Source organism: Streptomyces sp. NPDC093544, from assembly GCF_040683495.1.
Taxonomy (GTDB): Bacteria; Actinomycetota; Actinomycetes; order Streptomycetales; family Streptomycetaceae; genus Streptomyces.
This window is the reverse complement of record NZ_JBFBEA010000050.1, coordinates 1-23,980: the sequence shown is the minus strand read 5'-3', so window position 1 is coordinate 23,980 and position 23,980 is coordinate 1. Positions and strand designations below refer to the sequence as shown.

The following is a 23,980-nucleotide window of genomic DNA, read 5'->3' as shown; positions in this document are numbered from 1 at the left end:
AGAAGACACGCGGGGTGCCGGGGCAGCGCGCCCCGGCACCCGTCGCCACCGCGGCCTGCCTACGCCGCCGAAGCGGCGCGCAGGCCCGGCGACCCCGACCGGCCTACGCCTCCGAAGCCGCCTGGAGGCTCATCGGCCCATAGATCTGCGTGCTGTCCTCGAAGAGGAACACCTGGTCCGCGCCGCCCTCCAGGAGCTCCTTCCACACCTCGCCGATCCAGGACTCGGCGTCCCCCTGTGTGGTGAACTCCTCGGGCTGCACCACGGGTTGGACCTCTGTCCCGTCGGCCTTCTCGAACCGCCACGTCCATGCCGCCATGTACGCCTCCCAGATATGAGCACACTGCACAGCGGAAGCCGGACAAGATCCGACTCCTGCCCGAAGCCTAGTCGGACGGGCAAGACCTGCGGGGACACGCGAAAATCATCTCCGTGGAACTGACTCTGCTCGGCACCGGCGCCCCCGCGGGCCTGCCCCGCCCCGACTGCCCCTGCGCGGCCTGCGCGACCGCGCTCGGCGAGCACGCGCGGGCGGCGACCTCGCTGCTCGTGGACGGCACGCTGCTGCTCGACCTCACCCCCGGCGCGGCGTTCGCGGCCGCCCGCGCCGGACACTCACTGGGCGGCGTACGGCAGGTACTGCTCTCGCACCCGCACGACGGCCCCGCGGTCGAGGTGCCGGCCGGGCTGCCGCAGCCCGGCCGGGTGCCCGACGGGCGGGAGTTGGCGCTGCTGACCGGGCACCGGGTGCGGGCGGTGCCGATGGACGCGCCCGGCACGGGGTACGCCGTGACCGGACCCGACGGGCAGCGGCTGCTGTATCTGCCGCCCGGCGCGGCGCCCGCCGGCCTCGACGTGAAGGGCGACCCGGCGTACGACATGGTGCTCGCCGATGTCGTGGGGCGACCGGACGGCCTCGCGAAACTGCGCGCGGTGGGCGCCGTCGGCCCGGCGACGGACGTGATCGCGGTGCATCTCGACCACGACGTACCGCCGGGCGGCGAACTGCGGCGGCGCCTCGCGGCGGCCGGCGCGCGGGCCGTGCCGGACGGGACGACGCTGGACGTGGGTGTCTACGAGGACGTCCCCGACGTACCGCGCCGCACCCTCGTGCTCGGCGGCGCGCGCTCCGGCAAGTCGGTGGAGGCGGAGCGCCGCCTTGAGGCCTTCCCGGACGTTCTGTACGTCGCGACGGGCGGCTGTCGCAACGGGGACAACGAGTGGGCGTCGCGCGTGCACGCCCACCGCGAGCGGCGCCCCGGCTCCTGGCGCACCACCGAGACCTGCGACCTCGTCCCCCTCCTGGAGGTGGACGGCCCCCCTCTGCTCATCGACTGCCTCTCCCTGTGGCTGACCGACGCGATGGACTCCGTGAACGCCTGGGACGACGCGGAGTGGTCCGGCGGCGGGGAGCGTGCGCTGCGGGCCCGGGTGGAGGAACTGACGTCCGCCGTGCGACGGACGCGCCGCACGGTTGTCGCCGTCTCCAATGAGGTCGGGTCGGGGATCGTGCCGGCCACGGCTTCGGGCCGGCGCTACCGGGACGAGCTGGGGCGGTTGAACGCGGGGTTCGGGGCGGAATGCGAGCACGTGCTGCTGGTGGTGGCGGGGCAGGCTCTCGCGCTGCGGGGGTGATGGGTCGCGGAGCGGCCGGATGCCGGGACCACGGAGTGGGTGAGGGGCGCGCCGCGGAGCGGTGTAAAGCCTCAACGCCGGGCGATGATGCGGTACGCGTTGGAGAAGCGGGTGCGGCGGAAGAGTGGGGCGAGCGTGTGGTCCAGGGCGGCGGCCGAGGCCAGCAGGGGGACGGACGCGCGGGTCAGGGCCGTGCGGAGGCGGCGTTGCAGCGCGGTGGGCGGCGCGGGACGCCACGGGGCGTCGAGGCCGGGCAGGACGCGGCTGAGGGCCAGGGCGACGGCGCCTGAGAGGTCGTACGGGATGTGCGGTTCCCGGCGGTCCGTCGAGACGATCTCGCAGCCGAGCGATTCGAGCTCCGCCAGCAGGTTGGGCAGCGGCATCAGATGGAGGTGGCGCGGCTGGCCGTACGACACCCACCACTTGCCGAGCAGCGCGCCGAACGCGCAGTCGGGGTCCGGGACTTCGACGAGGAGGTGCCCGCCGGGGCGCAGCACCGTCAGAGCGGCGCGCAGTTCCTCGCGCGGGTCGGGGGTGTGCTCCAGGTGGTGGAACATGCTGACGACGTCGTAGCGGGAGCGCAGCCGCTCGGCGATCTCCGGGTCGGTGAGCCGGCCGCGGTGCGCCTCTTCCACCCGCCCGGCGGCCCGCGCCTTCTCGACGCGCCGGGTGGGGTCGAGGCCGTCGAAGGCGGTGTACGGGTGGAGCTCCTTGGCCACCGCCGGGAAGTGCCCGTGCCCGGTGCCGACGTCGAGCCAGCTCTCCGGCTCGGGGTGGGGCAGCATCGCGCGGGCGGCGGCCAGGTGGCGTCCGCGTCCGGCGCGGGCGGCGAGGATGCGGTCGGCGAGTCCTTCGGATGCCTCGGCCTGGGGGTCGGGGCGGTAGTCCCGGTGGTAGAAGGCCACCCCTTCCGCGGTCAGCCGGGGGTTCTGGAAGGCGTGGGCGCAGTCCCCGCACTCGTCGACGACGAAGGTGCCGGGTTTGCGCTGCCGCAGGTCCGGCGTACGGAGCCGGGTGCGCAGCCGCTTCGAGCCGCACCAGGGGCAGTCGTCCCGGCGCGGTTCATGGAACCGGTCGGTGCCCTGGGCGAGTTCGCTCAGCCAGGCGGCCCGGCGTTCTGCGGTCGACTGCGGGGTGGGGGGCATGAGCGCTCCTGTTGCTCCTGTGGGGGACGACTTGCTCCTGTGGGAGACGACGAGCCGCACGACAATCCGACATAAAAGGTACGTATTAAAGGGCGATCTCCGGTGCACCGACGTGGCGCGGACGTGTTCGATCGGTGCCGGTACTGTTCGGCGAATGAGCTCGCTTAATCTCGACGACTTCACCGATCTGATCGAGCGCCCCGACGGAGGCGTCCGCCGAGACGCCGAGGCGCGGCGGGAGCGCCAGATCGTGCCGCCCGGAGCACTGGGCCGCCTCGACGACCTCGGTGAGTGGCTGGCGGCGGCGCAGGGCGTGGTGCCGGTACGGCCGATCGCGCACCCGCGAGCGGTGCTGTTCGCGGGCGACCACGGGATCGCCGCACTCGGCGTGTCGGCACGGCCCGCGGGCAGCGCCGACCAGTTGGTGCGGTCGGTCCTCGAGGGTGCGAGCCCGGCGTCGATCCTCGCCCGCCGGCTCGGCGTTCCGGTGCGTGTGGTCGACATGGCGCTGGACAGCGCGCCGCAGGGGCTGCCCGACGAGGTCGTACGGCATCGGGTGCGACGCGGTTCGGGCCGTATCGACGTGGAGGACGCGCTGACGCCGGAGGAGGCCGAGGCGGCGTTCCTCGCCGGGGTCGCCGTCGCGGACGAGGAGGCGGACTCCGGTACGGATCTCGTGGTGCTCGGCGACATCAGCGTCGGCGGGACCACGGTGGCCGCGGTGCTGGTGGCCGCGTTGTGCGGGACCGACGCGTCCGTGGTCACCGGGCGGGGCGGACTCGCCATCGACGACCTCGCGTGGATGCGCAAGTGCGCCGCCGTGCGGGACGCCCTGCGGCGGGCCCGGCCGGTGCTCGGGGATCAGCTGCAGCTGCTCGCGGTGGTCGGCGGGGCCGATCTCGCGGCGATGACCGGGTTCCTGTTGCAGAGCGCGGTGCGGAAGATGCCGGTGATCCTCGACGGGGTCGTCGCGGCCGCCGCTGCCCTGGTCGGGCAGCGGGTCGCCTTCCGGGCGCCGGACTGGTGGCTGGCGGGCCAGAACAGCGGGGAGCCGGCCCAGGCGAAGGCCCTGGACCGGATGGCCCTGGAGCCCCTGCTCGACCATGGGGTCACGGTCGGCGAGGGTGCGGGCGCGCTACTCGCGCTCCCCCTCGTCCAGGCGGCGGCCGCGCTGGCGGCGGATCTTCCGGAGAAGCCGTCGCCGGAGACCGCCGTCCAGGAAGCGGACTCCGAGCAGGAAGAGGGCTTCGATCAGGAAGAGCTCTCCGGCAGTCAGGAGAAGGAAGCGGAGTAGCCGAGGCAGGGGGTTTTCGGCCCCCTCCGCCCCTACCCGTCCCTTCCTCCTGGGGCTCCGCCCCAGACCCCGCTCCTCAAACGCCGGAGGGGCTGACTCCAGCCCACTCGACGCCCCATATCATCCCCCTCTATGGGATATGCCCGAATTGACGCCGAGCGTGGGCGGGGCGCCGCCCCGCGGGCCGCCGCCTTCGCGGTCTGGTACTTGCGTGTCGTCACGTTCGTGAACTTTCTGAGCGCTGTGTGGGTCTCCCTCGGGCAGGACCTCCGACGGCACAACACCGAGAACTACTTCACCCCGTATCTGCTGACGGCGGGATTCGCGTCCGGCGTCTTCACGATGTTCCTGGCGATCACCATGCGTCGGCGCAAGCGGGCCGCGTGGATCCTGAACCTCATCCTCAGCGTGCTGTTCCTGCTGCTGTTCGCCTTCGCGCTGGCGTTCCCCGAGATCCGGCGGTACCCGCAGAACTGGATCTCGTTCGTCCTGACAGCGGCTTTCGTGGCGTCGCTCGTCGTCGGCCGCCGGGAGTTCTACGCCAAGGGCGACCGGTCGAACCCCAAGCTGGCCGCGGCCGTCGGGATCGGCGGACTGCTGGTCACCTCACTGCTCGCCGCGCTCCTGGTGACGGTCACCAACCACGCCCACGACGCGCACCGTTCGACCTTTCTGGCCCGCTGGCGCTACGGCCTCCTGCGCCTCGTCTCGGTCGCCGCCGACGACGCCGGCTTCCCCGGCATCACCACCCCCAACTGGGTCGACGTCACCATCAACGTGCTCAGCACCCTGCTGATCCTCGCTGTCTTCTACGCGGCCTTCCGCTCCCGCCGCGCCCTCGACCCGCTCACCGAGGACGACGAGGCGCGGTTGCGGGCGCTGCTCGACCGATACGGCGACCGGGACTCGCTGGGCTACTTCGCGCTGCGCCGCGAGAAGAGCGCGGTCTGGTCGCCGACCGGCAAGGCGGCGGTCGTCTACCGCGTACTCGGCGGAGTCTCGCTGGCCTCCGGCGACCCCATCGGCGACCTGGAGGCGTGGCCCGGCGCCATCGAGCCCTGGCTCACCGAGGCGCGCGAGCACGGCTGGATCCCGGCGGTGATGGGCGCGAGCGAGGAGGCGGGCACCGTCTATGCCCGGCACGGTCTGGACGCCCTCGAACTCGGCGACGAAGCCATCGTGGAGACCGCCGAGTTCACACTCGACGGACGGGCCATGCGTACCGTCCGGCAGGCCTACAACCGGGTCAAGCGCGCCGGGTACGAGGTGCGGATCCGGCGTCACCAGGACATCCCGGCCGACGAGATGGCGTACCTCCTGAAGCGCGCCGACGACTGGCGCGACGGGGCCACCGAGCGCGGGTTCAGCATGGCCCTCGGACGGCTCGGCGACCCCGGCGACGGGCAGTGCGTGATGCTCGAATGCGCTGACGGGGAAGGCGAGTTGAGAGCCGTGCTGTCCTTCGTGCCGTGGGGGCCCCACGGGCTCTCCCTCGACCTCATGCGGCGTGACCGCGACGCCGAGAACGGGCTGATGGAGTTCATGGTGATCGATCTCCTGAGCCGCGCCCAGGAGATCGGCATCACCCAGGTCTCGCTCAACTTCGCCATGTTCCGCTCGGTCTTCGAACGCGGCGCGCGCCTCGGCGCGGGGCCGGTGCTGCGGCTGTGGCGCTCCCTGCTCAGCTTCTTCTCCCGCTGGTGGCAGATCGAGTCGCTGTACCGCGCCAACGCCAAGTACCGGCCCATCTGGGAGCCGCGGTTCCTGCTCTTCGAGAAGAGCGCGGACCTGCTGCGCATCGGCGTCGCGTCCGCGCGCGCCGAGGGGTTCCTGGAAGCGCCGGGCCTGCCGAAATGGCTGCACCGCAAGCACCTGGAGTCACGGAGGTGAGTACGCAGGGATGAACCGGTGGGCCCGCTGGGCCGGATGGGGCGCGGCGCGTCACCGGCCGCCGGGCAGGGAGTGGACGGGCTCGGGGTCCGGTTTGCCGCCGATCCAGTCCTGAAGCGTGCGGCGGGGGCCCGCCCAGCGGCGGTCGTGGTGGTAGGCGCGCAGGGTGGATTTCGCCCGGGCGCGCGGCCTGCGACGGTAGAAGCGCTTGGCCCAGGGCGAGCCGGGGCGGGCCAGCCGGATCGCGCCGACGAGCGCGACGAACGGGACGACGACGCCGAAAATCGCCATCCGGGCCTTGCCCTTGCCGAGGGCGAGCAGGGCGAAGGCGAAGTTCACGAGGATGCTCAGGACCACGCCGCCGCGGTCCTGGAGTTCCCCCTGGCTGAGGTCGTTGACGCCGAACGGCAGGAAACCGCCGAGCATCAGACCCACAAGGGCCGCCGTGACCACGACCACCTCGACGCTCTTGCGCCCCTCCTCGGTCCAGTAGACGTCGTCGAGATGCAGGATCAGCGCGAACTCGTCGAGCACCAGGCCCGTGCCGATCCCGAACACCACGGCGAAAGCGGCCGCCCCGAAGCCGTGCCGGCCGCTGGCCACCGCCCCGAAACCGCCGATCACCGTGAGTACGACGCCCGGGACGACATGGTGGATGTGCAGACCGCCCGCCTTCACGTTGCCGAACGGGCCCTTGCCCGCCCGGATCAGCCGGACGATGACCCGGGTGATCACAAAGGTCAGCACGAACGAGGCGAGCGCCAGCAGAAGCGGCAGTTTCCCGGGCTCGACGATGTTCCGGTGCAACCAATGACCCATATTGCGCACTTTATCCACGACCGTCGCCCGCCGCCGCAGGCGCTCCTCGTATGGCCGGATAACCTGCGCCGGTGTCCAAGACCCCTCTCTCCGACGGCCTGCGCTTCGCCTTCGGCACCCTCACCGTGCTCCCCGTGACGGTGACCCGCTGGGACCGCGAGGCCGCGCGCGGCGGGATGCTGTGCGCGCCGCTGGCCGGGCTGGTCGTCGGAGCGGGCGCGGCCCTGGTGGGCGTGGCGCTGCTCGCGATGGGCGTGGGCCCGCTCCTTGCCGCCGTGGCCACCGCCGCCGTACCGGCCGCACTCACCCGCGGTCTGCACCTGGACGGGCTCGCCGACACCGCGGACGGCCTCGGCAGCGGCAAGCCCGCCGAGGACGCGCTGCGGATCATGAAGCAGTCGGACATCGGCCCGTTCGGCGTGATCACCCTGCTCTTCGTACTGCTCGCCCAAGTGGCCGCACTCTTCCAGGCGTACGACGACTCCTGGGCCCGGGGCGTGCTCGCTGCCGTCGTCTCGGCGACCGCGGCCCGCCTCGCGCTCACCCTGGCCGCCCGCACCGGAGTGCCACCCGCACGCCCCGAGGGTCTGGGCGCGGCGGTCGCGGGCACGGTGCCGCTACGCGGGGCCCTGCTGGTGGCGGCCGTCGTCACCGCCGCGGCGGCCGGCGCGGGGGCGCTCCTCGGGACGTACGACCTCGTGCGCACCGCGCTCGCGGTGCTCGCCGCCTGCGCCGCCGCCGAACTGCTGCTGCGCCACTGCGCGCGCCGCTTCGGCGGGATCACCGGCGACGTTTTCGGCGGCCTGGCCGAGACGGCGGCCACGACAGCGCTCGTGGTGCTGTCACTCGGCTGAACCCGGTTCCCCACCAGGAACGACACGGACAGTGCGTCCGATATCACCGGGAGCGAGCGGCGGAAGATCGACATCGCCGCGACTCTGCGGTGAACACCCGCCGGTATGAGTTGGACCCTGCCCCGAGCGTAGGCTCGGCACCGGCACTTGCCCTGCCCCGGTGAGGCCCGCCCTCAGGGCCGGACCCAGGGTCGATTGCCGGGCCCGGTCGACCCACCCTCATTCGGCCGCAGCAATTTCAACGGAAGCGAGATTTCACCACCGTGACTGCTCTCACTCTCAGCACCGCCGCAGCGTCCGGTCTGCGGGCCGACGCCATCGTCGTCGGTGTCGCGAAGGGCCCTGCATCCAAGTCAGGGGGACTGGTCGTCGCACCGGGCGCCGAGGCCGTGGACAAGGCGTACGACGGCGGGCTCGCCGGCATCCTGGAGACTCTCGGTGCCTCAGGGGCCGAGGGCGAGGTGACGAAGCTGCCCGCGCCCTCAGGTTTCAAGGCCCCGGTCGTCGTGGCCGTCGGTCTGGGAGCGGTCCCGGAGAAGGACGACACGTACGGCGCCGAGGCGCTGCGCCGCGCGGCCGGTGCCGCCGCCCGCGCCCTCGCCGGTGCCAAGAAGGCCGCGTTCGCCCTGCCGATCACCGACGCCGCCGACGCCGGTGCCGTCGCCGAGGGCGCTCGCCTCGGCGCGTACGTCTTCGACGCGTACAAGGAGAACGGCAACGGCGCCAAGAACGGCAAGGCCCCGCTCGCCGAGGTCGCCCTCATCGGCGGCAAGCCCCGCGACGCGGCGTACAAGGCCGCCATCGCGCGCGCCACCGCCGTGACCGAGGAGCTCAACCGCGCCCGCGACCTCATCAACACCCCGCCGAACGACCTCAACCCCGAGTCCTTCGCCGCCGTCGTCAGCGCGGCCGGCAAGGAGCACGGCATCAAGGTGCAGGTGCTCGACGAGAAGGCGCTCGAAAAGGGCGGCTTCGGCGGCATCCTCGGCGTCGGCAAGGGCTCGGCCGCCGGTCCCCGCCTGGTGAAGCTGTCGTACACCTCCGCCAAGGCGACGAAGCACCTCGCCTTCGTCGGCAAGGGCATCACCTACGACTCCGGCGGCATCTCCCTCAAGCCCGCCGGGCACAACGAGACGATGAAGTGCGACATGAGCGGTGCGGCGGCGGTCTTCGCGGCCGTGGTCGCCGCCGCGCGCCTGGGTCTTGAGGTCAACGTCACCGGCTGGCTCGCGCTGGCCGAGAACATGCCCTCCGGTTCCGCGACCCGCCCCGGTGATGTGCTGCGCATGTACAGCGGCAAGACCGTCGAGGTCCTCAACACCGACGCCGAGGGCCGTCTCGTCCTCGGCGACGCGCTGTGGAAGGCGTCCGAGGAGAAGCCGGACGCGATCGTCGACGTGGCGACGCTGACGGGGGCGATGGTGCTGGCGCTCGGCAACCGCACGTTCGGTGTCATGGCGAACGACGACGCGTTCCGTGCGTCGATCGTGGAGGCCGCGGAGGAGGTCGGCGAGGAGTCCTGGCCGATGCCGCTGCCCGAGCACCTGCGCAAGGGGATGGACTCGCCCACCGCCGACATCGCCAACATGGGTGAGCGGATGGGTGGCGGCCTGGTGGCCGGTCTCTTCCTGCGCGAGTTCGTGGGTGAGGGCATCACCTGGGCGCACCTGGACATCGCGGGCCCCGCCTTCAACGAGTCCGGCCCCTTCGGCTACACCCCCAAGGGCGGTACGGGGTCGGCGGTGCGGACGCTGGTGCGTCTTGCCGAGCTGACCGCCGCGGGCGATCTCGGCTAGGTCGGTCGCGTGAAAGGCGGCCCCGGGGTGACAAGTCACCCCGGGGCCGTTTTGTCCCCTTGACGAACCCTTGGCGAGCCCTTGGCGAACCAGGTGGGACGAGTCACACACCGGCCCGGCGTCTCGCTCGCCCCCGACAAGTGCGAAGATGGGTTCTCGGCAGGACAGGGCCCCCACCACAGGGCCGGAGAAAGAGCGGCCACACCAGCCGCCGCCCGGTCGCAGTTGACCGGCGTACGGCGCACATGCATGGAGGACGTGACGTGGCGAACGACGCCAGCACCGTTTTCGACCTAGTGATTCTCGGTGGCGGTAGCGGCGGTTACGCCGCGGCGCTCCGCGGGGCTCAGCTGGGCCTGGACGTCGCCCTGATCGAGAAGGGCAAGGTCGGCGGTACCTGCCTGCACAATGGCTGCATCCCCACCAAGGCACTGCTGCACGCGGGCGAGATCGCCGACCAGGCCCGCGAGAGCGAGCAGTTCGGCGTCAAGGCCACCTTCGAGGGCATCGACATCGAGGCCGTCCACAAGTACAAGGACGGCGTCATCGCGGGCCTGTACAAGGGTCTGCAGGGGCTGATCGCCTCCCGCAAGGTGACGTACATCGAGGGTGAGGGCCGTCTCTCCTCCCCGACCTCGGTCGACGTGAACGGCCAGCGCATCCAGGGCCGCCACGTGCTTCTGGCGACCGGCTCCGTGCCGAAGTCGCTGCCGGGCCTGGAGATCGACGGCAACCGCATCATCTCTTCCGACCACGCGCTGGTCCTGGGCCGCGTCCCGCAGTCCGCGATCGTGCTCGGCGGCGGCGTCATCGGCGTCGAGTTCGCCTCCGCGTGGAAGTCCTTCGGCACCGACGTGACGGTGATCGAGGGACTCAAGCACCTCGTTCCGGTCGAGGACGAGAACTCCTCCAAGCTTCTTGAGCGCGCGTTCCGCAAGCGTGGCATCAAGTTCAACCTGGGCACCTTCTTCTCGAAGGTCGAGTACACCCAGAACGGTGTCAAGGTCACCCTCGCCGACGGCAAGGAGTTCGAGGCCGAGCTGCTGCTCGTCGCCGTCGGCCGCGGTCCGGTCTCGGCCGGTCTGGGCTACGAGGAGCAGGGTGTCGCGCTCGACCGCGGCTACGTCCTGGTCGACGAGTACATGCGCACGAACGTCCCGACCATCTCCGCCGTCGGTGACCTGGTCCCGACGCTCCAGCTCGCGCACGTCGGCTTCGCCGAGGGCATCCTGGTGGCGGAGCGTCTGGCCGGTCTCAAGACCGTTCCGATCGACTACGACGGTGTCCCCCGGGTGACGTACTGCCACCCGGAGGTCGCCTCCGTGGGTATCACCGAGGCCAAGGCCAAGGAGATCTACGGCGCGGACAAGGTCGTCGCTCTGAAGTACAACCTCGCGGGCAACGGCAAGAGCAAGATCCTCAACACCTCGGGCGAGATCAAGCTCGTCCAGGTGAAGGACGGTGCGGTGGTCGGCGTCCACATGGTCGGTGACCGTATGGGCGAGCAGGTCGGCGAAGCCCAGCTGATCTACAACTGGGAGGCGCTGCCGTCCGAGGTCGCGCAGCTCATCCACGCGCACCCGACGCAGAACGAGGCGCTCGGCGAGGCCCACCTGGCCCTCGCGGGCAAGCCGCTGCACTCGCACGACTGACCGGCCCCGGCTGTACATCAGTCACCGGCCGTACGTCAGTCACCGCGTCGCACCTGGGCGCGACGACCACAGACTTCCGCACCATCGTTAAGGAGCAACCGAAACCATGGCGGTTTCCGTAACCCTTCCGGCGCTCGGTGAGAGCGTCACCGAGGGCACTGTCACCCGCTGGCTGAAGGCCGAGGGCGAGCGCGTCGAAGCCGACGAGCCGCTGCTGGAGGTGTCGACCGACAAGGTCGACACCGAGATCCCCTCGCCCGTCGCCGGTGTGCTCGCCTCCATCAAGGTCGCCGAGGACGAGACGGTGGAGGTCGGCGCCGAGCTGGCCGTCATCGACGACGGCACGGGTGCGCCCGCGGCCGCCCCGGCTCCGGCCGCGGAGCCCGCTCCCGCGGCCGCTCCGGCCCCCGTCGCCGAGGCCCCCGCGGCTCCGGCCGCCCCCGCTCCGGCCCCCGCCGCCGCCCCCGCCGCTCCGGCAGGTGGCGCCTCCGGTACCGACGTCGTACTGCCCGCACTGGGCGAGTCGGTCACCGAGGGCACCGTCACCCGCTGGCTGAAGGAGGTCGGCGAGGAGGTCGCGGAGGACGAGCCGCTGCTCGAGGTCTCCACGGACAAGGTCGACACCGAGATCCCGTCGCCCGTCGCCGGCGTACTGCTGGAGATCGTGGTCGGCGAGGACGAGACCGCTGAGGTCGGCGCCAAGCTGGCCGTCGTCGGCGCTCCCGGCTCGGCTCCGGCCGCGGCCGCCCCGGCAGCTCCGGCCGCTCCGGCTGCCGCTGCCCCGGCCGCCCCCGCGGCTCCCGCCCCGGCTCCGGTCGCGCCTGCCGCCCCGGCTCCGGCCCCCGCTGCTCCGGCCGCTGCCGCTCCGGCTCCGGCTCCGGTCAAGGCCGCCGCTCCGGCGCCCGCGAAGGCCGCGCCCGCCCCCGTCACCCCGGCCCCGGCGCCCGCCGCGACCTCCGGTGACGACGGCGCGTACGTGACCCCGCTGGTGCGCAAGCTCGCCGCCGAGAACGGCGTCGACCTGGGCACCGTCAAGGGCACCGGCGTCGGCGGTCGTATCCGCAAGCAGGACGTCATCGCCGCCGCCGAGGCCGCGAAGAAGGCCGCCGCCGCTCCGGCTCCGGCCGCTGCTGCCCCGGCCGCCTCCGCCGCCAGGAAGACGCCGACCCTGGAGGTCTCTCCGCTCCGCGGCCAGACCGTCAAGATGCCTCGCATCCGCAAGGTCATCGGCGACAACATGGTGAAGGCCCTGCACGAGCAGGCCCAGCTGTCCTCGGTCGTCGAGGTCGACGTCACCCGCCTGATGAGGCTCCGCGGGAAGGCGAAGGACTCCTTCGCGGCCCGCGAGGGCGTCAAGCTCTCCCCGATGCCGTTCTACGTCAAGGCGGCGGCCCAGGCGCTGAAGGCCCACCCGGCCGTCAACGCCCGGATCAACGTCGAAGAGGGCACGATCACCTACTTCGACACCGAGAACGTCGGTATCGCGGTGGACTCCGAGAAGGGCCTGATGACCCCGGTCATCAAGCACGCGGGCGACCTGAACATCGCCGGTATCGCCAAGGCCACCGCCGAGCTGGCGGGCAAGGTCCGGGCGAACAAGATCACACCGGACGAGCTGTCCGGCGCGACCTTCACCATCTCCAACACCGGCTCGCGCGGCGCGCTCTTCGACACGATCATCGTGCCGCCGAACCAGGTCGCGATCCTGGGCATCGGTGCCACCGTCAAGCGTCCGGCCGTCATCGAGACGGAAGAGGGCACTGTCATCGGCGTCCGCGACATGACGTACCTGACGCTCTCCTACGACCACCGTCTGGTGGACGGCGCCGACGCGGCCCGTTACCTGACCGCGGTCAAGGCGATCCTGGAGGCGGGCGAGTTCGAGGTCGAGCTCGGCCTGTAGCCACACCGCTTGTGCGATGCCCCCGTCCGGAACTTCCGGGCGGGGGCATCGCGTTGCCGGGGCCTGCCCGACAATCCCTGGCGCGGCTTGCCTGCCCGACAATCCCTAGCGCGGCTTGAGCGTCTTGTCGGACCAGCCCCACAGCGTCTCCACCCACACATTCGGGATCGACAGCTTCGCCGCCCGCGTCAGCCGCTGCGTCCGGTACGCCTTGAGGACGTCGTACGTGGCGTCGAGGCAGTCCCACGAGCTGAGCTTCCCGGTCTTGGGGTCCCGGCCGACGAGGAAGCCGCGCCCCTCGACCTCGCGGATCATGGCCCGGGCGGCCTGCACATCGCTCTTCGCGGAACCGGTGCAGCGGTAGCGGCTGTACGGGTGCTCCGACCTGCCCGGGTAGTAGGCGTCCCGGGACATGTCGCTGAGCATGCGGGTGTACGTGCCCTCCGCGTGCCAGGCGCCGATGTCGCCGCCGGGCGGCGTGTAGAGCTTGCCGGACGGGTTCTCCACCGCGCCGTAGACCCAGCGATTGGTGCCCGTGATCCGGAAGCCCCAGCCCACGTGCCCGAACTTCTGCGCGCCGTCCGGCTTGACGAAGACGCATGCGCCGGCGGAGCCCGCGGACTGCTGCCCCGCCATGCCGGCAAGGGCCGAGGCGGAGCTCTCGGTCCGTGTACCGCCGCTCGGCTCCGCCGCCCCCGTGGCCGTCTGCCGGCATCCCGTCAAGCTCACGATCAGCCCTGCCACCCCTGCCGCCATCACCCAGCGAAGCCCGCGCTCGTTCATGTCATCCCCCTGACGCACCCAGGGGTGCCCCTGACGGCGACCCCTGTGCCGACCCCCACGCCGTGCGAGCCCCGCGAGTTCACGGGGTGACACGGACGTGACGCCTCCGCACCGCACCCGGTACGGGTCTTTACAAAGGCGCCCGCTCTGCCAGCGTGTAAGTCTCGTCTCACCTGCGTGAAAGCGCCCCTGTGCGCCTCTCCTCGACAGGGGCGCGGCCTTATTGTCTAAACGTCAAACGCCCACAGGGGCCGGCACGCCCCCTGCAAAGGAGCCCTCATGACCGCGCCCGTCATCCACTCGCTGCGCGAACAGATCCGCGAGCACATCGTGGAGGGGATCGTCAGCGGGCGCTGGAAGCCGGGCGAGCGGATCGTGGAGCGGCGGATCGCCACCGAGCTGGAGGTCAGCCAGACGCCGGTTCGGGAGGCGCTGCGCGAGCTGGAGTCGCTGCGGCTGATCGAGTCGGCGCCCAACAAGGGCGTACGGGTGAGGAACCTGACCGCCGCCGACCTGGAGGAGAGCTATCCCGTACGGGCCGGCCTGGAGGCCATCGCGGCGGAGCTGGCGGCCGAGCGGCTCGCCCAGGACTGCTCGGCCCTGGAACCGCACGTCACGGCGCTCTACGAGGCCGACCGGCTGGCCGACGGCACCGGCCAGGTGCGGCACACCGTCGCCTTCCACCGGGAGCTGGTGCGGGCCGCCGGGAACTCGGTCCTCCTGCACACCTGGGAGGGTCTGGGCATCGAGGTGTTCACGGCCCTGTCCATCCGCTGGCTGGGGACCGTACAGCAGTCGTACGCGGAGGAGCACGAGGCTCTCGTGGACGCCTTCCGCCGCCGGGATCCGCTGATCTCCGACCTCGTGAAGGCGCATGTGCTGGGCTGCGCGCCGCGCGCCTGAGACGCCGAACACAGCGGAGCGCACCCGCGCTCACCTGGGAAAACCCTTTGAATCCAAGGCACCCCGTGCCTGCCTCGAAGGCACCCCGTGCCGACTTTCTCGATGGAGAGAGGTTTTGCCTGGAACTCTTTGATCGATCATCGATCAGGGAGTTAGAGTCTCCCCGGGCTTCTACCAGAGCCCGCCGCCCTGTCCTGCCAAAGACATCAAGGGCACCCGAAAACCCCTTACCGACGAGGGAACCCCCCTCCGCATCCGGAAGGCGGCGCAATGACCGACCCCACCGCAATCCAGCCGAGCGAGCTCGATCAGCTCCCGGACCGCGACCCCGAGGAGACCGCCGAATGGCAGGCCTCCCTGGACGCCGTCACCAAGGCGGCCGGGCCGCACCGTGCCGCGTATCTGATGCGCCGCACACTGGAGCGCGCCGAGGGCAACGGCCTCGCGCTGCCCAAGCTGCTTGAGACCGACTACGTCAACACCATCCCCACCGCCGCCGAACCCGTCGCGGACGGCGACCAGGCGATGGAGGACCGGATCACCGCGTGGAACCGCTGGAACGCGGCCGCGATGGTGACACGAGGCAGCAAATACGGCGTAGGCGGCCACATCGCCACCTTCGCCTCCGCGGCCTGGCTCTACGAGACGGGCTTCAACCACTTCTTCAAGGGCAAGGAGGGGGACGGCTCGGGTGACCAGCTCTACATCCAGGGCCACGCCTCCCCCGGCATCTACGCCCGCGCCTTCCTCGACGGCCGGCTGACCGAGCACCACCTCGACCACTTCCGCCGGGAGTCCGGGGGCGAGGGCCTGCCCTCGTACCCGCACCCGCGCCGCCTCCCCTGGCTGTGGGAGTTCCCGACGGTGTCCATGGGCCTCGGCCCGCTCTCCGCGATCTACCAGGCGCGCTTCAACCGCTACCTCACCAACCGCAACATCAAGGACGTGTCCGCCTCCCACGTGTGGGCGTTCCTCGGTGACGGCGAGATGGACGAGCCCGAGTCGACGGCAGCACTCGCGCTGGCCTCGCGCGAAGGCCTCGACAACCTGACCTTCGTCATCAACTGCAACCTGCAGCGCCTCGACGGCCCGGTCCGCGCCAACTTCAAGATCGTGCAGGAGCTGGAGGCCCAGTTCCGCGGTGCCGGCTGGAATGTCATCAAGTCGCTGTGGGGCAATGCCTGGGACGAGCTGATCCAGCTCGACACCACCGGCGCGCTCGTACGCCGGCTGCGCGAGGTACCGGACGCCCAGGTGCAGACGTACCAGACCCGCGACGCCGCCTACATCCGCCAGGACTTCTTCGGCAAGGACCCGGCGCTCGTCGAGATGGCGAAGCTGCTGAGCGACGACAAGATCCTCGAGTGTTTCCACCTCTCGCGCGGTGGTCACGAGGCGCGCAAGGTGTACGCGGCCTACAAGGCGGCCGTCGAGCACAAGGGCGTGCCCACCGTGATCCTGGCCCAGACGGTCAAGGGCCACACGCTCGGCGCGGGCTTCGCGTCGAAGAACGCCAACCACCAGATGAAGAAGCTGACGGTGGACGAGTTCAAGCAGATGCGTGACCTGCTCGAACTGCCCATCTCCGACAGCCAGTTCGTGGACGGTGTCGTTCCTTACGGCCACCCGGGCGCCGACGCTCCCGAGGTCCGTTACCTCCAGGAGCGCCGTGCGGCCCTCGGCGGCCCTGCCCCGGCCCGCCGTACACACGCGCTCGCTCCGCTGCCCGCCCCCGCCGACAAGACGTTCACGTCCTTCGACAAGGGTTCCGGCTCGCAGAACGTGGCGACGACGATGGCGTTCGTCCGTCTCGTGAAGGACCTGGTCCGCGACAAGCAGACCGGTAAGCGCTGGGTGCCGATCGTCCCCGACGAGGCGCGCACCTTCGGCATGGAGTCGCTCTTCCCGTCCCTCGGCATCTACTCGCCCAAGGGCCAGACGTACGAGCCGGTCGACCGCGACCAGCTGATGTACTACAAGGAGGCCAAGGACGGTCAGATCCTCAACGAGGGGATCACCGAGGCCGGTTCCATGGCGGACTTCATCGCCGCGTCGACGTCGTACTCGACGCACGGCGAAGCGATGATCCCCTTCTACATCTTCTACTCGATGTTCGGCTGGCAGCGCACGGCCGACCAGATGTGGCAGCTCGGCGACCAGCTCGGCCGCGGCTTCCTGGTCGGCGCCACGGCCGGCCGCACCACGCTGACGGGCGAGGGCCTGCAGCACGCCGACGGCCACTCCCCCGTCATCGCGGCGACCAACCCGGCGGCGATGTCGTACGACCCGGCGTTCGCCTACGAGGTCGCGGCGATCGTCAAGGACGGTCTGCGCCGCATGTACGGCGAGGCGGCGCCCGGCGAGGACCCGAACGTCTTCTACTACCTGACGGTCTACAACGAGCCGATCCCGCAGCCCGCCAAACCGGCCGGACTCGGTATCGACGAGGGCATCGTCAAGGGCCTGTACCGCTTCAACACGGCCGAGTCGGCGGGGCTGTCCCCGGCCGCCAACGCCGCGCGCATCCAGCTCATCGGCTCCGGTACGGCGATCCACTGGACCCTCGCGGCGCAGAAGCTGCTGGCCGAGGAGTGGGGCGTGGCCGCCGACGTGTGGTCCGCGACCTCCTGGACCGAGCTGCGGCGTGACGCCCTGGACGCGGACGCGGCGCTGCTGCGCGGCGATGAGCGTGTGCCGTTCGTCCGCCAGGCGCTGCACGGCGCCGAGGGCCCGGTCCTCGCGGTCTCCGACTACATGCGCCAGGTCCCGGACCAGATCGCGCAGTGGGTCGAGCAGGACTACTCCTCGCTCGGTGCCGACGGCTTCGGTCTGTCCGACACCCGTGACGCCGCCCGCCGCCACTTCGGCGTCGACGCGGAGTCGATCGTCGTCGCGGCGCTGGCGCAGCTCGCACGGCGTGGCGAGGTCAAGGCCACGGCGGTGAAGGAAGCGCGGGAGCGGTACGGCCTGTAGGGCCTGACCGTCTGACTTGGTGTGAAGGGGTACGGCTGCTGCCGTGCCCCTTCGCTGTCGGTGGGGCCCGGCATCATGGACGTATGCGCGCTGCCCGCCTGATCAAGATGGTGCTGCTGCTCCAGTCGCGGCCGTCGATGACCGCCGCCGAGCTGGCGCGGGAGCTGGAGGTGTCCGAACGGACGGTCACCCGGGATGCGCAGGCTCTGTCGGAGGCGGGGGTCCCGGTGTACGCGGACCGGGGCAGGACCGGCGGGTACCGGCTGGTCGGGGGCTACCGGACCCGGCTGACGGGGCTGGCGCGCGGCGAGGCGGAGGCGCTGTTCCTGAGCGGGGTGCCGGGGGCGCTGCGCGAGATGGGCCTGGAGGACGCGGCCTCGGCGGCCCGGCTGAAGGTGTCCGCGGCGCTGCTTCCCTCCCTGCGGGACGCCTCACGGACGGCCGCTCAGCGGTTCCATCTGGACGCGCCCGCCTGGTTCAGCGAGCCCAAGGCGCCCGAGCTGCTGCCCGCGGTCGCGGACGCGGTGTGGGACGACCGGCGGATCACCGCGCGCTACCGGCGCGGGGTGGCCGAGGCGGAACGGGAGCTGGAGCCGTACGGGCTCGTGCTGAAGGCTGGCGTCTGGTACCTGTGCGCGCGGGTTCCGGAGGCCGGGACCTTCCGGGTGTACCGGATCGACCGGTTCACGGCGGTGGACGGCCCCGAGGACCGCTTCAGCCGGGACGAGGACTTCGACCTGCCGGGATTCTGGACGGAGCGGGCCGAGGAGTTCGCCCGGTCCATCCTGCGGGCGGAGGTCGTCGTACGGCTGTCTCCGGTGGGCGTGCGGAGACTTCCGTACGTCGTCGATCCCACGTCCGTGCGGGAGGCACTGTCCGCCGGTGGCACACCCGACGACAGCGGCTGGGTGACTCTCACCCTCGGCGTCGAGTCCGAAGAGGTTGCCCATACCCAGCTCATGGGGCTCGGGCCGGAGGTGGAGATACTTTCCCCGGCGGCGCTGCGGGACCGCTTCGCGGGGGACGCGGCTCGGCTGGCCGCTCTGTACCGGTGACCGCCCGTCCTGGGCACCGATCCCCGCCGCTCCGCGGCGGCTGTCCCACCCATCCACCCGACTCGCCCCGCTCCCCCAGCACCCTTCTCCGCCGCTCCGCGACGGGCCTCCCACCCGCCCGTCTCGGCCATCCGACAAGGCGTCCTCGAAAACCGCACGAACCCGGTGGTTTTACCTTCGGCATGTGCACGCATAACAATCTGCGGCACCCGGCGTGCGTCCCTCCCCTCCAGGCCCGATGCTTGACCCGTGATGGACGAGACGGAGTTCTGGGAGCTGGTGGACGCGACCCGTGAGGCCGCCGAGGGCGACCCCGACGAGCAGGCCGACCTGCTCATCGAACGGCTCATCCAGTTGGACCCGGACTCGGTCCTGGACTTCGCCCGGCACTTCGAGTACCGCTACAACCGCGCCTACCGCTGGGATCTGTGGGGCGCCGCCTGGGTGCTGCTGGACGGCGCCAGTGACGACGCCTTCGACTTCTTCCGGTGCTGGCTGATCGGCCAGGGCCGGGAGGTCTTCGAGGGCGCGGTGCACGACCCGGACTCCCTCGCCGACCTCGTGGACGACTTCGACGACGAGATCGACGGCGACGGCGAGGAACTGGGCTACGCGGCGGACGAGGCATACGAACAGCTCACCGGCGTCGTCGCGCCGGATCTGGGCATTCCGCCCGCGCCGCCCGAGCCGGAGGGCACACCGCTCGACTTCGAGAACGAGTCGGCCCTCGCGGAGCGCTATCCCAAGCTGTGGGAACGGTTCAAGGGCTGAACCTCAGGTCGCCATGGTCTTCCGGCGGCCCGGGTCCGACGGGATGTACGCCTGCGTCTGCTCGACCTTCACCGCGTGGTACATCGGTGCGGCGTTGGCCTGGTCGAGGGCGGACGCCGTGATCGCGGCCGGTCCCAGAACAACCGTCACCACCGCGCAGAGCACCGTCCACGGCCCGCGCACGGCCCGGGCCCAGTCGGCCCCTTTCTCCGGGGTCTCCCGCTCCCTACGACTGCTGCTGATCATGCTCCCCACCTCCAGTCAGTGCGTACGGCAACGGTAGGAGGCCCGGCTCTGGGAAATCTGTGAACCACCTGCGGCATGACTGTGGCTCTGAACTACAGCTCCGACTGCGGGTGTTCACACACCGGCCGGGGGAAGTCTTCCAGCCCGCCCGACGTTCGAGGACAAGGCAGTGCGATCCCAATCCCCCACCCACCCACAGGAGCCGCCGATCCAGCCCGTCCGGCGCTTGAGGACGAGCCAGTGCCGTCCCGATCCCCCACCCACCCACAGGGGCCGCCGTTTCAGCCCGTCCGGCGCTTGAGGACGAGGCCGTTCAGGCCGACAGCGGGGGTCTGGGGGCGGCAGCCCCCAGGAACAAGGGACGGGTAGGGGCGGAGGGGGCGAAAACCCGTCCTCAGCGCAGCGCCGCCCGCAGCGCCCCCTCGATCGTCGGGAACGCGAAGCTGAACCCCGATTCGAGCAGCCGGGTCGGGAGGACGCGCTGGCTCCCGAGGATGTCGCTGGACATGTCGCCCAGGGCGAGGCGCAGAACGGGCGCCGGGGTCGCGAAGATGGTGGGCCGGTGCAGGACGCGCCCCATCGCCTCGGTGATCTCACGGTTGGTGAGAGGTTCCGGCGCCGTCAGGTTGAACGGACCCGACAGCGACTCGGTGTCGATCAGATGCCGGATCGCCGCCACCTCGTCGTGCAGCGAGACGAAGCTCCAGTACTGGCCGCCGGACCCCAGCCGCCCGCCGAGCCCCGCCTTGAAGAGCGGGATGAGCTTCCCCCAGGCCCCGCCCTTGCGGGCCACCACCAGCCCGGTACGGGCGAAGACCGTGCGGACACCCGCCTCCTGGGCCGCGGCCGTCGCCCCCTCCCACTCCACGCAGACAGAGGGGAGGAAGCCGCCCCCGGCCGGCGCCGACTCGTCCACCGCCCGATCACCGGTGTCCCCGTAGAACCCGATCGCACTGCCGTTGACGAAGACCCGTGGCGGCGAGTCGAGCGAGGCGACCGCGTCGGCCAGCGTCGTCGTGCCGAGCACCCGGCTACGCCGGATCTTCTCCTTGTACGCCGCCGTCCAGTACCGCGAAGCGACGCCGGCCCCCGCGAGATTGACCACCGCCGCGCACCCCTCCAGCCGCGCGGTGTCGACCCGTTGATTCTCGGGATCCCACTGGACCTCGTCCTTCCCGCCGGGCGCGCGGCGGACGAGGCGGATCACCTCGTGTCCGTCCGAGGTGAGGGAGCGCGTCAGCGCCGAACCGATCAGGCCGGACGCACCGGCGATCGCGACGCGGGAACCGGGGGCAAGGGGTGATTCGCTCATGGGTCCATCCTGCCGCGCCGGCCGGAAAATCACCGTAAGGGGCCCGTACGGCCGCCGTACAGTGATCCTCATGCCGGTTCCGCATATACGTTTCGCCACCTACGACGACGAGGACACGCTCGGCCGACTCGACCGCGCCGCCTGGTCCACGCTGCACGCCGTCACACCGCGCCCGCGTGCGCCGTACGAACCCTTCTACAACGAGCGGTTCGGCCCGCGGGATCATCTCGTCGCCGAGATCGGCGGGGACGTCGTCGGCTACGTCCGGCTGGGGTTCCCCACTCCGCTCCCCTGCAACTCCCATGTCCGCCAGATCCAGGGACTCGTCGTCGCGGACGAGGCGCGCGGTGCCGGGGTCGGGCGGGCGCTGCTGGGCGCCGTGCGGGAGGAGGCCCGGCGGCAGGGGGCCCGGCGCCTCACGCTGCGTGTCCTCGGGCACAACACCCCGGCGCGGAAGCTCTACGAGTCCGAGGGGTTCGTGGTGGAGGGAATCCTGCCGGAGGAGTTCCTGCTCGACGGCGGGTACGTCGATGACGTACTCATGGGGCGTTCTCTCTGACCCACGGCGGCCCACGGCGATCCACGGCCCGGCGGGCGCGATGGCCTCAGGAGGAGATGAGACCTCCCGTGTCCACCGGCGCCGTGGCGTTCGCCGCCTGCCGGGCGTCGGCGGCGACCTCGTCGGCCGTCAGGACGTAACCCGTCTCGGCGTCGGAGGTGGAGCGGGCGAAGACGACTCCGTACACCTTGCCCTCGGTGGTGAGGAGGGGGCCGCCTGAGTTGCCGGGGCGGACGGTGGAGCGGATCGAGTAGATCTCGCGGGTGACGGTGCCCGTGCTGTAGATGTTCTGGCCGGTCGCGTCGATCCGGCTCGCGACCGTGGCCGCCTGGAGGTCGAGGCCACCGTCCTGCGGGTAGCCCGCCACAACCGCCGAGTCGCCGCGCTCGGCGCTGTCGTCGAAGGGCAGTACGGGCGCCTTGAGTCCCGGGACGTACAGGACCGCGACGTCCTTCTGCGGGTCGAAGAGCACCACCGTCGCCTCGTACGCGCGGCTCACGCCGCCCACTCGTACGGTCGGCTGGTCGATGCCCGCCACCACATGGGCGTTGGTCATCACGTGCTCGGACGTGTACACGAAGCCGCTGCCCTCGCGGCCCTGGTTGCCCGAGACGCCCTCGACCTTTACCGTGCTCAGCTTGGCGGCGGCCGTCGCGGCGGCCGTGACGCTGTCCCCGGAGGGCTTCGCGACGCCTGCCGCCGGCTCGTTCTCGAAGGGGTTGAAGACCTGCGGGAAGCCCGCCTCGGTGAGCGCCGAGGTCGCACGCGAGAACCAGGTCGGCGTGGTCTCCGGCATCGTGTCCTGTACGGCGCCCAGCAGCGCGGAGTTGCGGATCGACTGCGTGACGACGGCGGACGAGGAGGCACCCAGGACGCTCGCCGCCACCCACGCCACCAGCAGCACGGCCACCGTGTTCGCCGCGGCCCCGCCGACTCCGTCGGCCACCCGCAGCGGCCCGCGGTCCAGCTCTCGGCGCAGCTTCAGCGCCAGCCTCCCCATCAGCTCGTGGCCCACCGCGGCCGGCACGAGGACCGTCAGCACAGCCGTCACTGTCGCCCCGGGTGTCCCCGGCGTCACCAGCTCCATCATCCAGGGCAGCACCCATACGCCGATGACGGCGCCGCCCACGAAACCGGCCAGCGAGACACAGCCGGCGACCAGGCCGCGACGGTAGCCGGACGCCGCGTAGGCCAGGATCACCAGCAACAGCAGGAGGTCGAGCACGTCCACGGCGCCGCCTTTCTCTCGGGCCCCCTAGTACGCGTGACGCGGGCCCAGTGATCAGGCACGCACGCGTGCCTGGATCTCTAAAAACGTCCCGGACCGGGCCGATGGTTCCACTTCCGTTCCACCGGGTGGCACAACACACATCGCGGGGGTCGTGGATCCGGGTCAGGGTGAGGGCATGCGTGTCTTCCAGAAGACGCGGGGGGAACGAATACGGGGCGGGGGGCGGGCGCGGCGTGCGGTGCGCCGCCTGCTTCCCGCACGGGGGGTACCGCTGCCGCGGGCGGCTGTTGTCCTGCTCGCCTGCGTTCCCGGGCTTGTCGCCGTCCTGGCGCTGGTCATGTGCGCCGTCTGGGTGGGCCGTACGGGAGACAGTGCCGCGCGGTCGCCGGTCGCGGCCAGGCCCGCCGTGGTCCACCCCGCGGCCAGACCGCCCATCGTGCCGCGGTCACGCTGGCTGGACGCCGAGAGCACCCACGAACAGCCGCCCGCCCGCTACGACGACCGGGTCGTCGCCGTCTTCGTCCACCACACCGACTCGCCGAACGGATACGCCTGCGCGGACGCGCCCCGCATCATCCGCTATCTGTACGCCGGCCAGACCGGCGCCCGGCAGTGGGACGACATCGGCTACAACTTCCTCGTCGACCGCTGCGGGACGATCTACGAGGGCCGTGCGGGGGGTGTCGACCGGCCTGTCACCGGGGCGCACGCGCAGGGCTTCAACCATCGCACCACCGGGGTCGCGGCCATCGGTACGTTCACGGCGGGGACGCCGGTGCCGCGGGCGATGACGGATGCGATCGCCGCGCTTGCCGCGTGGAAGCTGGGGCTGTCCGATGTCGATCCGCGGGCCACGGTGCGGCTCGTGTCCAGCAACGACCTCGCGCGGTACGCGGCCGGGACTTCGGCCGTGCTGCCCACGCTTGCCGGGCACAACGACGGGTTCATGACCAGCTGCCCGGGGGCCGCGCTGACGGCCCGGCTTCCGGAGATACGGGAGCTGGCGGCTCGCCTTCAGGGGCGGTGACCCGGGGCGCGGGCCGGGGGCGGGGGCCGGGGGTGTTTTTTCGCCCCCTCCGCCCCTACCCGTCCCTTGTTCCTGGGGGCTGCCGCCCCCAGACCCCCGCTGTCGGCCTGAACGGCCTCGTCCTCAAACGCC

At 71.5% G+C, this 23,980-nt stretch carries 20 protein-coding genes; 13 read left to right on the top strand and 7 right to left on the bottom strand.

What is annotated here, in order from left to right:
- Positions 1–103 precede the first annotated feature (103 nt).
- Positions 104–319 (bottom strand): hypothetical protein, encoded by a 216-nt coding sequence (locus AB0N66_RS40835; protein ID WP_365445494.1) that lies wholly within the window; start codon positions 317–319, stop codon positions 104–106.
- A 113-nt stretch (positions 320–432) separates the two neighbouring features.
- On the opposite strand from AB0N66_RS40835, the gene AB0N66_RS40830 reads away from it, so the two are divergent.
- A complete protein-coding gene (locus AB0N66_RS40830; RefSeq protein WP_365445491.1) occupies positions 433–1,635 on the top strand; it encodes a bifunctional adenosylcobinamide kinase/adenosylcobinamide-phosphate guanylyltransferase in 1,203 nt (400 codons plus the stop codon).
- A gap of 71 nt (positions 1,636–1,706) precedes the next feature.
- Here the strand turns inward: AB0N66_RS40830 and AB0N66_RS40825 are convergent, their stop codons facing one another.
- Positions 1,707–2,780 carry a class I SAM-dependent methyltransferase gene (locus AB0N66_RS40825; protein ID WP_365445488.1) on the bottom strand — a complete coding sequence of 358 codons (1,074 nt, stop codon included), beginning with the start codon at positions 2,778–2,780 and terminating at the stop codon, positions 1,707–1,709.
- A gap of 154 nt (positions 2,781–2,934) precedes the next feature.
- Between AB0N66_RS40825 and cobT the strand changes: the two genes are divergently transcribed.
- Positions 2,935–4,074: a nicotinate-nucleotide--dimethylbenzimidazole phosphoribosyltransferase gene (gene cobT, locus AB0N66_RS40820; RefSeq protein WP_365445485.1), complete on the top strand. Its 1,140-nt coding sequence runs from the start codon at positions 2,935–2,937 to the stop codon at positions 4,072–4,074.
- Positions 4,075–4,206: 132 nt separating this feature from the next.
- Positions 4,207–5,964 (top strand): phosphatidylglycerol lysyltransferase domain-containing protein, encoded by a 1,758-nt coding sequence (locus AB0N66_RS40815; protein ID WP_365445482.1) that lies wholly within the window; start codon positions 4,207–4,209, stop codon positions 5,962–5,964.
- 51 nt (positions 5,965–6,015) lie between these two features.
- On the opposite strand, the gene AB0N66_RS40810 is transcribed toward AB0N66_RS40815, so the two are convergent.
- Positions 6,016–6,783: a hypothetical protein gene (locus tag AB0N66_RS40810; protein ID WP_365445479.1), complete on the bottom strand. Its 768-nt coding sequence runs from the start codon at positions 6,781–6,783 to the stop codon at positions 6,016–6,018.
- Positions 6,784–6,854: 71 nt separating this feature from the next.
- Between AB0N66_RS40810 and AB0N66_RS40805 the strand changes: the two genes are divergently transcribed.
- The 4 genes from AB0N66_RS40805 to sucB all read left to right on the top strand — a co-directional run bounded on the left by AB0N66_RS40805 (position 6,855) and on the right by sucB (position 12,988).
- Entirely contained in the window at positions 6,855–7,637 is a 783-nt protein-coding gene (locus AB0N66_RS40805) for an adenosylcobinamide-GDP ribazoletransferase (RefSeq protein ID WP_365445476.1), read from the top strand.
- Positions 7,638–7,900: 263 nt separating this feature from the next.
- A complete protein-coding gene (locus tag AB0N66_RS40800; protein ID WP_365445473.1) occupies positions 7,901–9,433 on the top strand; it encodes a leucyl aminopeptidase in 1,533 nt (510 codons plus the stop codon).
- 263 nt (positions 9,434–9,696) lie between these two features.
- Entirely contained in the window at positions 9,697–11,085 is a 1,389-nt protein-coding gene (gene lpdA / locus AB0N66_RS40795) for a dihydrolipoyl dehydrogenase (RefSeq protein ID WP_365445470.1), read from the top strand.
- Positions 11,086–11,191: 106 nt separating this feature from the next.
- Positions 11,192–12,988: a 2-oxoglutarate dehydrogenase, E2 component, dihydrolipoamide succinyltransferase gene (gene sucB, locus AB0N66_RS40790; protein ID WP_365445467.1), complete on the top strand. Its 1,797-nt coding sequence runs from the start codon at positions 11,192–11,194 to the stop codon at positions 12,986–12,988.
- 105 nt (positions 12,989–13,093) lie between these two features.
- On the opposite strand, the gene AB0N66_RS40785 is transcribed toward sucB, so the two are convergent.
- Positions 13,094–13,771, bottom strand: a complete 678-nt coding sequence (locus AB0N66_RS40785; protein WP_365445465.1) for a hypothetical protein — start codon at positions 13,769–13,771, stop codon at positions 13,094–13,096.
- A 279-nt stretch (positions 13,772–14,050) separates the two neighbouring features.
- Between AB0N66_RS40785 and AB0N66_RS40780 the strand changes: the two genes are divergently transcribed.
- The 4 genes from AB0N66_RS40780 to AB0N66_RS40765 all read left to right on the top strand — a co-directional run bounded on the left by AB0N66_RS40780 (position 14,051) and on the right by AB0N66_RS40765 (position 19,473).
- Positions 14,051–14,674, top strand: a complete 624-nt coding sequence (locus AB0N66_RS40780; RefSeq protein WP_365445462.1) for a GntR family transcriptional regulator — start codon at positions 14,051–14,053, stop codon at positions 14,672–14,674.
- A gap of 270 nt (positions 14,675–14,944) precedes the next feature.
- Positions 14,945–17,647, top strand: coding sequence for a pyruvate dehydrogenase (acetyl-transferring), homodimeric type (gene aceE / locus AB0N66_RS40775; RefSeq protein ID WP_365445459.1), 2,703 nt, complete (start codon positions 14,945–14,947; stop codon positions 17,645–17,647).
- A gap of 83 nt (positions 17,648–17,730) precedes the next feature.
- Positions 17,731–18,702: a WYL domain-containing protein gene (locus AB0N66_RS40770; RefSeq protein ID WP_365445456.1), complete on the top strand. Its 972-nt coding sequence runs from the start codon at positions 17,731–17,733 to the stop codon at positions 18,700–18,702.
- Between the two features lie 252 nt (positions 18,703–18,954).
- Positions 18,955–19,473, top strand: coding sequence for a DUF4240 domain-containing protein (locus tag AB0N66_RS40765; RefSeq protein WP_365445517.1), 519 nt, complete (start codon positions 18,955–18,957; stop codon positions 19,471–19,473).
- Between the two features lie 3 nt (positions 19,474–19,476).
- On the opposite strand, the gene AB0N66_RS40760 is transcribed toward AB0N66_RS40765, so the two are convergent.
- Positions 19,477–19,719 carry a hypothetical protein gene (locus AB0N66_RS40760; protein ID WP_365445453.1) on the bottom strand — a complete coding sequence of 81 codons (243 nt, stop codon included), beginning with the start codon at positions 19,717–19,719 and terminating at the stop codon, positions 19,477–19,479.
- Positions 19,720–20,113: 394 nt separating this feature from the next.
- Positions 20,114–21,031, bottom strand: a complete 918-nt coding sequence (locus tag AB0N66_RS40755; protein WP_365445450.1) for a TIGR01777 family oxidoreductase — start codon at positions 21,029–21,031, stop codon at positions 20,114–20,116.
- A gap of 70 nt (positions 21,032–21,101) precedes the next feature.
- Between AB0N66_RS40755 and AB0N66_RS40750 the strand changes: the two genes are divergently transcribed.
- On the top strand, positions 21,102–21,590 hold the full coding sequence (locus AB0N66_RS40750) for a GNAT family N-acetyltransferase (RefSeq protein ID WP_365445447.1): 489 nt from the start codon (positions 21,102–21,104) through the stop codon (positions 21,588–21,590).
- Between the two features lie 46 nt (positions 21,591–21,636).
- Here the strand turns inward: AB0N66_RS40750 and AB0N66_RS40745 are convergent, their stop codons facing one another.
- On the bottom strand, positions 21,637–22,821 hold the full coding sequence (locus AB0N66_RS40745) for a MarP family serine protease (RefSeq protein WP_365445444.1): 1,185 nt from the start codon (positions 22,819–22,821) through the stop codon (positions 21,637–21,639).
- 337 nt (positions 22,822–23,158) lie between these two features.
- On the opposite strand from AB0N66_RS40745, the gene AB0N66_RS40740 reads away from it, so the two are divergent.
- Complete coding sequence (locus AB0N66_RS40740; protein ID WP_365445515.1) at positions 23,159–23,848, top strand: peptidoglycan recognition protein; 690 nt, start codon at positions 23,159–23,161, stop codon at positions 23,846–23,848.
- Positions 23,849–23,980 lie beyond the last annotated feature (132 nt).

Coding starts and splice junctions, on each gene's coding strand:
- AB0N66_RS40825 (WP_365445488.1), bottom strand. CDS start 2,780: ATGCCCCCCACCCCGCAGTCGACCGCAGAACGCCGGGCCGCCTGGCTG.
- AB0N66_RS40755 (WP_365445450.1), bottom strand. CDS start 21,031: ATGAGCGAATCACCCCTTGCCCCCGGTTCCCGCGTCGCGATCGCCGGT.
- AB0N66_RS40760 (WP_365445453.1), bottom strand. CDS start 19,719: ATGATCAGCAGCAGTCGTAGGGAGCGGGAGACCCCGGAGAAAGGGGCC.
- AB0N66_RS40765 (WP_365445517.1), top strand. CDS start 18,955: ATGGACGAGACGGAGTTCTGGGAGCTGGTGGACGCGACCCGTGAGGCC.
- AB0N66_RS40835 (WP_365445494.1), bottom strand. CDS start 319: ATGGCGGCATGGACGTGGCGGTTCGAGAAGGCCGACGGGACAGAGGTC.
- AB0N66_RS40750 (WP_365445447.1), top strand. CDS start 21,102: ATGCCGGTTCCGCATATACGTTTCGCCACCTACGACGACGAGGACACG.
- aceE (WP_365445459.1), top strand. CDS start 14,945: ATGACCGACCCCACCGCAATCCAGCCGAGCGAGCTCGATCAGCTCCCG.
- sucB (WP_365445467.1), top strand. CDS start 11,192: ATGGCGGTTTCCGTAACCCTTCCGGCGCTCGGTGAGAGCGTCACCGAG.
- cobT (WP_365445485.1), top strand. CDS start 2,935: ATGAGCTCGCTTAATCTCGACGACTTCACCGATCTGATCGAGCGCCCC.
- AB0N66_RS40815 (WP_365445482.1), top strand. CDS start 4,207: ATGGGATATGCCCGAATTGACGCCGAGCGTGGGCGGGGCGCCGCCCCG.
- AB0N66_RS40810 (WP_365445479.1), bottom strand. CDS start 6,783: ATGGGTCATTGGTTGCACCGGAACATCGTCGAGCCCGGGAAACTGCCG.
- AB0N66_RS40785 (WP_365445465.1), bottom strand. CDS start 13,771: ATGAACGAGCGCGGGCTTCGCTGGGTGATGGCGGCAGGGGTGGCAGGG.
- AB0N66_RS40740 (WP_365445515.1), top strand. CDS start 23,159: ATGTGCGCCGTCTGGGTGGGCCGTACGGGAGACAGTGCCGCGCGGTCG.
- AB0N66_RS40770 (WP_365445456.1), top strand. CDS start 17,731: ATGCGCGCTGCCCGCCTGATCAAGATGGTGCTGCTGCTCCAGTCGCGG.
- AB0N66_RS40780 (WP_365445462.1), top strand. CDS start 14,051: ATGACCGCGCCCGTCATCCACTCGCTGCGCGAACAGATCCGCGAGCAC.